Genomic DNA, 10,553 nt, shown 5'->3' on the forward strand with positions numbered 1-10,553 from the left:
CAGGCTGCGGCCTTGGGGGCTGCCTTCTGGGGGGTCGCTGCTTTCGCCATCGTCTTTACCCTTTTTCGTCCTTTGTTTCTCACGCGGTCCGGTCGCGGGCAAAAAACCCGTGGACCGCGCCTAGAGCGCCTCGGCGCCCGAAATGATTTCGATCAGTTCCTTGGTGATCTGCGCCTGCCGCTGGCGGTTATAGGTGATCGACAACTTGTTGATCATCTCGCCGGCGTTGCGCGTCGCATTGTCCATGGCACTCATCTTGGCGCCCATCTCGCCGGCCGCGTTTTCGAGCAGTGCCCGGAAAACCTGCACCGAGATGTTGCGCGGAATGAGATCGGAGAGGATTTCGCCCGGCTCCGGTTCGTATTCATAGACAGCGTTGCCGCCATCCGTCACTTCCGCCTGAGCCGAAGCAACGCCCGCCGGAATGATCTGCTGCGCGGTCGGGATCTGGCTGATCACAGACTTGAACTGCGAATAGAACAGCGTGCAGATGTCGAAGCCGCCCTCGTTGAAGAGATGGATGACCTTCTTGGCTATGGCATCGGCATTGACGAAACCGAGTGTCTTGACCTCGCGCAGATCGACGCGATCGATGATCAGCGACGCGTAGTCGCGGCGCAGGATGTCGAAACCCTTCTTGCCGACGCAGATGATCTTGACCTGCTTGCCGTCGGCCAAAAGCTTGCGGATGTGGTCGCGGGCAAGACGGGCGATCTGCGAATTGAAGCCGCCGCACAGGCCGCGCTCGGCGGTGCAGACGACGAGCAGATGCACATCATCCTTGCCGGTGCCGGTCATCAGCGCCGGGGCATCGCCACCGCCGCCGATCGCCTGGGTGATGTTGGCCAGCACGGAACCCATGCGCTCCGAATAGGGGCGCGCCGCTTCCGCAGCCTCTTGCGCACGGCGCAGCTTCGCCGCGGCGACCATCTGCATCGCCTTGGTGATCTTCTGCGTCGCCTTGACCGAGGCGATACGGTTACGAAGGTCTTTTAATGAAGGCATGCTTCAAACCTGATCCCGTCTTGTCGCTTCGCTCAGGCGAAGGTCTTGGCGAAAGCGTCGATCTCGGCCTTCAGCTTGGCGCGCAGATCGTCCGACAGTGCCTTTTCCTTGCGGATGGCGTCGAGAACGTCCTTGCCGGCCGCACGCATGTGGCTGAGCAGGCCATGCTCGAACTTGCCGACCTGGTTGACCGGCAGCTTGTCGAGATAACCGTTGACGCCGGCGAAGATCACCGCGACCTGCTCTTCCGTCTTCAGCGGCGAGAACTGCGGCTGCTTCAGGAGTTCGGTCAGGCGCGATCCGCGGTTGAGCAGGCGCTGCGTGGCAGCGTCGAGATCCGAGCCGAACTGCGCGAAGGCCGCCATTTCGCGGTACTGCGCGAGCTCGCCCTTGATCGAGCCGGCAACCTGCTTCATCGCCTTGATCTGCGCGGCCGAGCCGACGCGCGACACCGATAGACCGACGTTCACCGCAGGACGGATGCCCTGGAAGAACAGGTTGGTTTCGAGGAAGATCTGGCCGTCGGTGATCGAGATCACGTTGGTCGGGATGTAGGCCGACACGTCGTTGGCCTGCGTCTCGATGATCGGCAGAGCGGTCAGCGACCCGCCGCCCAGATCGTCGTTGAGCTTGGCGGCGCGCTCGAGCAGGCGCGAGTGCAGGTAGAACACGTCGCCCGGATAGGCTTCGCGGCCCGGCGGGCGGCGCAGCAGCAGCGACATCTGGCGATAGGCGACGGCCTGCTTCGACAGATCGTCATAGCTGATCAGCGCGTGCATGCCGTTGTCGCGGAAATATTCACCCATGGTGCAGCCGGCGAACGGCGCCAGGAACTGCATCGGCGCCGGGTCGGAAGCGGTGGCGGCGATGATGATCGAGTATTCGAGCGCGCCGCGCTCTTCCAGCACCTTGACGAACTGCGCGACGGTCGAGCGCTTCTGGCCGACGGCGACGTAGACGCAGTAGAGCTTTTCCTTCTCGGGGCCGTTGTCGTGCACCGACTTCTGGTTGAGCATCGTGTCGAGGATGATGGCGGTCTTGCCGGTCTGGCGATCGCCGATGACCAGCTCGCGCTGGCCGCGGCCGACCGGGATCAGCGCATCGATGGCCTTGAGGCCGGTCGACATCGGCTCGTTCACCGATTTGCGCGGAATGATGCCGGGCGCCTTGACGTCGACGCGCTTGCGCTCGACTGCCTTGATCGGACCCTTGCCATCGATCGGATTGCCGAGCGCATCGACGACGCGGCCGAGCAGGCCTGGGCCGACGGGAACGTCGACGATGGCGCCGGTGCGCTTGACGATGTCGCCTTCCTTGATGTCGCGGTCGGCGCCGAAGATGACGACGCCGACATTGTCGGCTTCGAGGTTGAGCGCCATGCCGCGGATGCCGCCGGGGAATTCGACCATCTCGCCGGCCTGGACATTGTCGAGGCCGTAGACACGAGCGATACCGTCACCGACGGACAGCACCTGTCCAACTTCGGAGACCTCGGCCTCCTTGCCGAAATTCTTGATCTGGTCTTTCAGAATTGCGGAAATTTCCGCGGCGCGGATGTCCATCAGCCGACCTCTTTCAGTGCAAGCTTGAGCGAATTGAGTTTGGTTTTGAGCGACGTATCGATCTGGCGCGAGCCCATCTTGACCACCAGCCCGCCGAGCAGCGACGGATCGACGGTGACGGAGATAGCCACGTCCTTGCCGGCAACGCTCTTCAGCGCCGCCTTGAGTTCGGTCTGCTGGACAGCCGTCAGCGCGTGAGCCGACGTCACTTCAGCAGCGGTCTCGCCACGGTGTTCGGCTGATATCTGGCGGAACGCCCTGATCATGCCGGGAATGGCGAACAGCCGGCGGTTGCGGGCGACGACGCGCAGGAAATTTCCGGTGAGGCCGGTGATCCCGGCCTTGTCGGCGATCGCCGCGATGGCCTTCGCCTGGTCCTCGCTGGAGAACACCGGGCTGTTGATCAGCCGGGTGAGATCAGCGCTGCCCGCGAGCATGATTTCGAAACTGTTGAGGTCGGCTTCGACCTTGGCCACGGAATTTGCCTGCAGGGCGAGTTCGAACAGCGAACCCGCATAGCGTTCTGCGACACCTGAGATTGGCGATGACGATTGAGCCACGGACCGTCTTTTCTCTTGTCTGACAGGCCGTAGATTGTTGGCGCGAGCAAAAACTCTGGCTAAATCTTTGACCTTACTGCATTTTTTCGAGCACGGAGGCGCGGCTTCCGCTATCCCCGGCCGAAAGTCGATTGCCGTCTAGCACAGGCATTTTAAGACCGCAATGCGTCGTTCCGCATGGTTTTCAGGCACTATTGTCGCATCCGGCGAAAGTCGCCCGTCTTCGATCGCGGAATACCCAATGATTCAGGGCAGAAAGCCGAAGGCGAAGGCGAGCGGCAACGCCGCCAGGACCAATTCCAGCACAATGGAAACCCAATTGAAAGGCGTGTTGGCGCCATCAGACATCATCGACAGCAGCCGGCCGAAGGCAGTGAACAGCCAGGAGAAGCCAAGCGCCATGTAGATCAGCGGCTGCGCCAGCAGGATACAGCACAGGCCGACACCCAGATAAAAGCCCGACATCCTGCCGCGCCCCTCGGCGATCGCCGCAGCCTTCTCTGGCTTGACCTGCAGGCGCAGGGCACGAAAGGCGAGACCCGGCGCCAGGAAGAACAAAAGCCCGAGCAGCACCGTGAAGACGGCGCTCGACCAAGCCAGCCATTCGCCCTGGCTCGTCGGCCATGGAAGCGCAAAATCCATCTTGTCCCCTCGAGATGCCTGTTTTGAAATTCCGGGCATTCTAACGGAGGAAAGCCCCCGCGCCAGATGGGTCCAGGTACTTTAGGCAGCGCGCATCAACCGAGCGCGAATTCCACAGCCGCCTCGACATGGATGCGCGTCGTGTCGAAGACCGGGATGTCGAAATCCTGCTGGCCGATGAGCATGGTGATCTCGGTGCAGCCCATGATGACGCTGTCGGCCGCCTCTTCGCGGCGCAGGCGTTCGGTCTCGGCGATATAGGCCGCCTTTGAAGTCTCCTTGACCATGCCCTGGCACAACTCGTCGTAGATGACGCGATGGACCATGTCGCGCCCGGCCGCATCCGGCACCACGGGGTCCAAGCCAAATCTGTCAGCGAGCCGGCCCTTGTAGAAATCCTGCTCCATGGTGAAGCGCGTCGCCAGCAGCGCCGGACGCTGCATTCCGGCACGCTTGACCGCCACTGCGGTGGCATCGGCGATGTGGATCAGCGGGATCGACACCGACGCCTGCACCTGATCGGCCAGTTTGTGCATGGTGTTGGTGCACAAAAGCAGACCTTCCGCGCCGCCGGCCTCAAGCTTGCGCGCCGCTTCTACGAGGAGCACGCCGGCACCGTCCCAGTCGCCGTGATGCTGCCGCTCGGCGATTTCGGCAAAGTCGAACGACCACAGAAGCAGTTTCGCGGAATGCAGCCCACCCAGCCGTTCGCGCACGATCTCGTTGAGCAGGCGATAGTAGATGGCGGTCGATTCCCAGCTCATGCCGCCGAGCAGGCCAAGGGTCTTCATATGAGTTTCCACATCTCGCTGGCTTGCGGGCAACCTATCGCTGAAAGCGCAACCTTACAAAAAACTCTGCGGGTCGACGTCGACCTGCACCCGGACCGAGCCGCGTTGCTTCGGCCCGTTGGCCAGCATGGCCCTGATAAAACCTTGCATGTCGGCGCGCCGTTCGCCCTGGATCAGCAGGCGGAAGCGGTGGCGGCCGCCGAGCAGGGACAGCGGCGCCTCGGCTGGACCCAGCACGAACAGATCTGACGCCTCGGGTGCTGCGCGGCGCAGGCCGCGTGCATGGCCCTCGGCTTCCGCTCGCGTCACCGCGCTGACGATGACGCCGGCGAGCCGGCCGAAGGGCGGCAGGGCGGCCCGTTCGCGCTCGGCAATCTCGCGCTCGTAAAAAGCCTCGGCGTCGCCGGAGACGATCGCCCGCATCACCGGATGGTCGGGCTGGAAGGTCTGCAGCAGTCCAAGGCTCTTCTTGCCGGTGCGGCCGGCGCGGCCTGTCACCTGGCTGAGCAACTGGAATGTGCGTTCGGCGGCGCGTGGATCGCCGTTGGCAAGGCCGAGATCGGCATCGACGACGCCGACCAGGGTCATATTAGGGAAATTGTGGCCCTTGGCGACGAGCTGCGTGCCGATGACGATATCGGCCTCGCCGTCGGCGATCGCCTCCAGCTCCAGCCGCAGCCGCCGCACGCCGCCCATCAGGTCTGACGACAAGACGATGGTGCGCGCGTCGGGGAAATGCGTCACGACCTCTTCGGCGATGCGCTCGACACCCGGTCCGCAGGCGACCAGATGATCGAGCGTGCCGCATTCCGGGCAGGCTTCGGGGCGGCGCTCATTGTGCCCGCAATGATGGCAGACCAGTTGCCCGCGAAACCGGTGCTCGACCAGCCAGGCCGAGCAGACCGGGCAGCCGAAACGATGGCCGCAGACCCGGCACAGGGTCAGCGGCGCATAGCCGCGCCGGTTGAGGAACAGCAGCGACTGCTCCTTCCTCTCCAGCGTCTGGCGCATCTGGTCGAGCAGCACCGGCGACAGGAAACCGCCACGCGCCGGCGGCGCACGCCGCATGTCGACCGCCTTCAGATGCGGAAGCGCCGCCTCGGCGAAGCGAGCGGAAAGCACCGCCCTGTTATATTTACCTTGGCTGGCATTGACCCGGCTTTCGACCGACGGCGTCGCCGACGCCAGCACCACGGGGAAGCTGCCGATATGGCCGCGCACCACCGCCATGTCGCGCGCATTGTAGAAGACGCGGTCCTCCTGCTTGTAGGCAGGGTCGTGCTCCTCGTCGACGACGATAAGGCCGAGCTCCTTGAACGGCAGGAACAGCGCCGAGCGCGCGCCGGCGACGACCCGCACGCCGCCCTCCGCCACTTGCCGCCAAACCCGCTCGCGCATCCGCGGCGGCAGGTCGGAATGCCATTCGCCCGGCTTGGCGCCGAAGCGCTGCTGGAAGCGCTCGAGAAAGGCATGCGTCAGCGCGATTTCCGGCAGCAGGATCAGCACCTGCCTGCCCTGGTCGAGCGCAGCCGCCACAGCCTCGAAATAGACCTCGGTCTTACCGGATCCGGTGACGCCGTCGAGCAGCGCGACGTTGAACACGCCGGCTGCGACATTGGCGCGCAGCATCTGCGCCGCGGCGCCCTGGTCCGGCATCAGTTCCGGAATAGCGTAGCCGGGATCGGGCGCGGCCACCACCGGGCGCGGCGGGATCATCACGGTCTCGAACACGCCTTGCGCCCTCAGGCCGTCGATCACCGTCGAGGACACGCCGGCGGCGTGAGCGAGGCCGGAGCGCGTCCAGGCAAGGCCGCCTTCGGCCGTCTCCAGCACGCGCTGCCTGGCGCCCGTCATCCGGTCAGGTGCGAGAAGCGTGCGCTGCAACCCCTCGATCCACGGTTCGGGGTCGAAAGCCTCCGGCGCCCTGAGCAGCATGCGCGCCACCATGCCGGGCGGCGATAGCGTGTACTGCGCCACCCAGTCGACGAAACGGCGCATCGCGCGGTCGATCGGCGGGCAGTCGAAGACCTGTTCGATAGGACGCAGCTTTTTCGCGTCGACCTTCTCGACCGCGCCATCCCAGACGATGCCGGCGACCTGGCGCGGCCCGAGCGGCACACGCACGATCGAGCCCGGCACCACGCGCATGCCGGCCGGCACGGCGTAGGTGTAGGGGCGTTCGGCGGGCATCGGCACCAGCACCGGTGCGGCTGCGACAAAGGGCGAATCTTCGATCATGAGGCGTGACCTTGCCCTGACTTTGGTCTAGATCAAAGGCCGACCCCAAATGTGCATGACATGCACATGAAAATCTTCAGGAGACCCGCCATGAAATTTTTTGTCGACACCGCCGACGTCAAGGATATCCGTGAGCTGAACGATCTGGGGCTGCTCGACGGCGTCACCACCAATCCGTCGCTGATCCTCAAATCCGGCGGCAAGATCGCCGAGGTCACCAAACAGATTTGCGACATCGTCAAGGGTCCGGTTTCGGCTGAAGTCACCGCCACCGAATATTCCGAGATGATGCAGCAGGCCAAGGTTCTGGCCAAGATCGCCGACAATGTCTGCATCAAAGTGCCGCTGACGCTGGACGGTCTCAAGGCTTGCAAGACGATCCGCACCGAGATGAACCGCCTGGTCAACGTCACCCTGTGCTTTTCGGCCAACCAGGCGCTGCTGGCGGCCAAGGCCGGCGCCTCGTTCATCTCGCCCTTCGTCGGCCGCATCGACGACATCGGCATCGACGGCATGGAGCTGATCCAGGAAATCCGGCAGATCTATGATAATTACGATTTCCAGACCGAGATCCTCGTCGCCTCGGTGCGCACCGTGAACCACGTCAAGCAGGCGGCACTCATCGGCGCCGATGTCGTGACCGCGCCGCCGGCGACCCTGAAGGCCCTGGTCAACCATCCGCTGACCGACAAGGGCCTCGCCGCCTTCCTCGCCGACTGGGCCAAGACCGGCCAATCGATTGGCTGAGATGGCGATCGGCTGAAGCCAATGCGCTTGCAGTGAAAAAAGACCGGGCAACCGGTCTTTTTTATGTGCTGCGGGTGGGGTGACTTTCCATGTCTTTGTTTTTGGGTGCCTTGCACTAGCTCTTTTGGCTTTACTGCATCGCAGCATTGCATCCAGCTGAAATCGAGAGCGACAAGTTCAAAACAGGATATTTGATCGAGTTCACCAGATCGACACGCTGCTGAAGCATACCCTGGATATCACGCTAGAGAGATGCCCTTCGACGAACTTAAAAAACGATGACTTGGTCGAACCCTTTGTAAAGGTGCTGGCTGTAGCTTCGATGTTTTAGCTACTGGGTCGAACATGAGCCTTCTAATCTCAATCGCCTTTTCTGTTCTTGCATCAATAGGACTCGCTTTCGCAAAGGCATTTTCAATCTACGGCCTCATTCGGGACAAACGTTATTCGTGGGTGAGTTTCATAGTGATTTCGGTCGTGTGGCTTGGCGCAACGGTGCTGAGTGCCAACCGGACGTGTGGTCAATGGGGGTGTAGCTGGGGCCTTCACTTCGGTTGGATTCTTGCCCTGTTGCCTCAAGGCTTCGTGACGAATGTTGCGTTAGGTGAGAAGCTATTTGTGATTGCGTTGCTTACATATTTGGGACTGTGCATCTATTTCTTCGGGCATGTCATTGGCTGGTTATCCTATGTGGTCGTCAGCATTGGAAAGGCCGTCACTAACCGCTAGTGTAGATGCTTAAGGTTTAGGCTGGGATAGGTGATGGAATTCACGAGCTTGACCCGCAGCTGAAGCATCCCCTGAAGCATGATCCCATAACGGCCGGGGTCGCTCAGTCCGCGCCGTCATCCTCAGGCACGGTCGCCGGCTGGCGCCGGCCCATGATGATTTCGCGTTTGCCAACATGGTTGGGTGCGCCGACCAATCCTTCCTTTTCCATACGCTCGACCAGGGATGCGGCGCGGTTGTAGCCGATGCCGAGGCGGCGCTGGATGTAGGAGGTCGAACACTTCTTGTCGCGCACCACCACCTTGACCGCCTCGTCGTAGATCGCATCGCTGTCTTCGGCTGCAACCGATCCCTTGTCGAAGACCGCGCCCTGGTCCTCGTCGATTTCTTCCTCATCCTCGTCGGCGGTCACGGTTTCCAGATATTCAGGCCGGCCCTGCGCCTTGAGATGCGCCACGACGTGCTCTACCTCCGCGTCGGAGACAAACGGCCCATGCACGCGCGAAATGCGCCCGCCACCCATCATGTGCAGCATGTCGCCCTGGCCGAGCAGCTGCTCGGCGCCCTGCTCGCCCAGGATGGTGCGGCTGTCGATCTTCGACGTCACCTGGAAGGAAATCCGGGTCGGGAAATTGGCCTTGATCGTGCCCGTGATGACGTCGACCGAGGGACGCTGCGTTGCCATGATCAGGTGGATGCCGGCAGCACGCGCCATCTGCGCCAAACGCTGGATGGCGCCTTCGATCTCCTTGCCGGCGACCATCATCAGGTCGGCCATCTCGTCGACGATGACGACGATGTAGGGCATCGGCGCCAGGTCTACTTCCTGCTGTTCGAAAAGCGGTTCGCCGGTGCCCTTTTCGAAGCCGGTCTGCACCGTCATGACGACGGTTTCGCCCTTGTCGCGGGCTTGGGCGGCGCGCTCGTTGTAGCCGTCGATGTTGCGCACACCGAGCCGCGCCATCTTGCGATACCGGTCCTCCATTTCGCGCACCGCCCATTTGAGCGCCGTGACGGCTTTCTTGGGATCCGTGACGACGGGCGTCAGAAGATGCGGGATGCCGTCATAGACAGAGAGTTCGAGCATTTTGGGATCGACCATGATCAGCCGGCATTCTTCCGGCTTCAGCCGATAGAGCAACGACAGGATCATGGTGTTGATGGCGACCGACTTGCCGGAGCCGGTGGTTCCGGCCACGAGCAGATGCGGCATCTTCGCCAGCTCGGCGATGACCGGCTCACCCCCGATCGTCTTGCCGAGACACAGCGCCAGCTTGCAGCTTGTCTTGCGGAAGCCCTCGGATTCGATCAGTTCCCGGAAATAGACGGTTTCGCGCATCTCGTTCGGAAGCTCGATGCCGATGACGTTGCGGCCGGGCACGACGGCGACGCGCGCCGAAATCGCCGACATGGAGCGGGCGATATCGTCGGCAAGCCCGATGACGCGAGAAGATTTGACGCCCGGCGCCGGCTCGAATTCATAGAGCGTGACGACCGGGCCGGGACGAACATGAATGATCTCGCCACGCACGCCGAAGTCTTCGAGCACGCTTTCCAGCAGATCCGCGTTCTGCTCGAGCCGCTCCTGCGACATGTAGAAGCCTTGTCCCTCCGGTGGCTGCTGCAACAGCTCTTCCGAGGGAAGCTCATAGGGATCGCCCGCGGTTGACAGCACGACCTTTCCAGCCCCAGGCAAGCGTGCAGAGCGGGCGCCAACGGCCTTGGCAGGGACGTTCGCACTTGGCGCGGCCGGCGCGGAAACGGCGACGCTTTTGGCGGCTGGAATTGCGACAGGCTGGACCGGCGACGGCGCATTGCTCGCCGGCACGTCAGGTTGGGCGACGGCCTGGTTCGAATTGGCCGGCCAAACATCCGGCAACGGCTTCAAGGCCTGGCCCGGCAGGCAGTCGATGACACGAAACAAGGCGGTGGCATCGGTCCCTGTCGTCGGACGGATGTCGATCGGCATAGTGGTGACTGGCGCTGCGGCGAGCGGCGCAGGCGACGCTGAACCGGTTTGCCGGGCCGGCGGCGAAACGTCGACCAGATAGGGTGCCATAGCCTCGAAGAAGGCATGATCCGAAAGATAGGGCCAGCGCAGCCTTTCGGTTTTGATCGGGGCGCCCGGAGCAACGGACGCACGCGCGGATGCCCGTCTCGTTGCGACCGTCCTCGGCGGCACCGGCGCAACGGCTGGCACCCTCTCCCTGGCGCGCACGGACGGGACAAAAGCAGCAGCCGGCGGCAGTGGCCCTTGCGTGGCGTGCCCGGTCTGCGGC

At 63.0% G+C, this 10,553-nt stretch carries 9 protein-coding genes; 2 read left to right on the plus strand and 7 right to left on the minus strand.

Going from position 1 to position 10,553, the window contains the following annotated elements:
• Positions 1-120 precede the first annotated feature (120 nt).
• The 6 genes from EN969_RS04765 to EN969_RS04790 all read right to left on the minus strand — a co-directional run bounded on the left by EN969_RS04765 (position 121) and on the right by EN969_RS04790 (position 6,798).
• A complete protein-coding gene (locus tag EN969_RS04765) occupies positions 121-1,005 on the minus strand; it encodes a F0F1 ATP synthase subunit gamma (RefSeq protein WP_013529037.1) in 885 nt (294 codons plus the stop codon).
• A gap of 32 nt (positions 1,006-1,037) precedes the next feature.
• Entirely contained in the window at positions 1,038-2,567 is a 1,530-nt protein-coding gene (gene atpA, locus EN969_RS04770) for a F0F1 ATP synthase subunit alpha (protein ID WP_013529036.1), read from the minus strand.
• A complete protein-coding gene (locus tag EN969_RS04775) occupies positions 2,567-3,127 on the minus strand; it encodes a F0F1 ATP synthase subunit delta (protein ID WP_013529035.1) in 561 nt (186 codons plus the stop codon). The genes atpA and EN969_RS04775 overlap by 1 nt, the downstream gene beginning before the upstream one ends.
• A 246-nt stretch (positions 3,128-3,373) precedes the next feature.
• The gene (locus tag EN969_RS04780) at positions 3,374-3,769 is read right to left on the minus strand and encodes a DUF4345 family protein (protein ID WP_013529034.1); all 396 of its coding nucleotides are present in this window, start codon (positions 3,767-3,769) and stop codon (positions 3,374-3,376) included.
• A 95-nt stretch (positions 3,770-3,864) separates the two neighbouring features.
• Positions 3,865-4,560 carry an aspartate/glutamate racemase family protein gene (locus EN969_RS04785; RefSeq protein ID WP_063169453.1) on the minus strand — a complete coding sequence of 232 codons (696 nt, stop codon included), beginning with the start codon at positions 4,558-4,560 and terminating at the stop codon, positions 3,865-3,867.
• Between the two features lie 54 nt (positions 4,561-4,614).
• Positions 4,615-6,798 (minus strand): primosomal protein N', encoded by a 2,184-nt coding sequence (locus EN969_RS04790; protein ID WP_063169454.1) that lies wholly within the window; start codon positions 6,796-6,798, stop codon positions 4,615-4,617.
• Positions 6,799-6,888: 90 nt separating this feature from the next.
• Between EN969_RS04790 and fsa the strand changes: the two genes are divergently transcribed.
• Entirely contained in the window at positions 6,889-7,545 is a 657-nt protein-coding gene (fsa, locus tag EN969_RS04795) for a fructose-6-phosphate aldolase (protein ID WP_024504222.1), read from the plus strand.
• Between the two features lie 345 nt (positions 7,546-7,890).
• Entirely contained in the window at positions 7,891-8,274 is a 384-nt protein-coding gene (locus tag EN969_RS04800; RefSeq protein WP_127218570.1) for a hypothetical protein, read from the plus strand.
• Between the two features lie 103 nt (positions 8,275-8,377).
• Here the strand turns inward: EN969_RS04800 and EN969_RS04805 are convergent.
• Positions 8,378-10,553 (minus strand): DNA translocase FtsK (locus EN969_RS04805; RefSeq protein WP_245467413.1); only part of this gene is annotated, 2,176 nt, incomplete at its 5' end.

This window comes from Mesorhizobium sp. M7A.F.Ca.CA.003.01.2.1, assembly GCF_003998945.1.
GTDB lineage: Bacteria > Pseudomonadota > Alphaproteobacteria > Rhizobiales > Rhizobiaceae > Mesorhizobium > Mesorhizobium ciceri.

Bases quoted from the DNA above. Each gene is read 5' to 3' on its own strand.
- fsa (WP_024504222.1), top strand. From the start codon at position 6,889: ATGAAATTTTTTGTCGACACCGCCGACGTCAAGGATATCCGTGAGCTG.
- EN969_RS04790 (WP_063169454.1), bottom strand. From the start codon at position 6,798: ATGATCGAAGATTCGCCCTTTGTCGCAGCCGCACCGGTGCTGGTGCCG.
- EN969_RS04785 (WP_063169453.1), bottom strand. From the start codon at position 4,560: ATGAAGACCCTTGGCCTGCTCGGCGGCATGAGCTGGGAATCGACCGCC.
- EN969_RS04800 (WP_127218570.1), top strand. From the start codon at position 7,891: ATGAGCCTTCTAATCTCAATCGCCTTTTCTGTTCTTGCATCAATAGGA.
- atpA (WP_013529036.1), bottom strand. From the start codon at position 2,567: ATGGACATCCGCGCCGCGGAAATTTCCGCAATTCTGAAAGACCAGATC.
- EN969_RS04780 (WP_013529034.1), bottom strand. From the start codon at position 3,769: ATGGATTTTGCGCTTCCATGGCCGACGAGCCAGGGCGAATGGCTGGCT.
- EN969_RS04765 (WP_013529037.1), bottom strand. From the start codon at position 1,005: ATGCCTTCATTAAAAGACCTTCGTAACCGTATCGCCTCGGTCAAGGCG.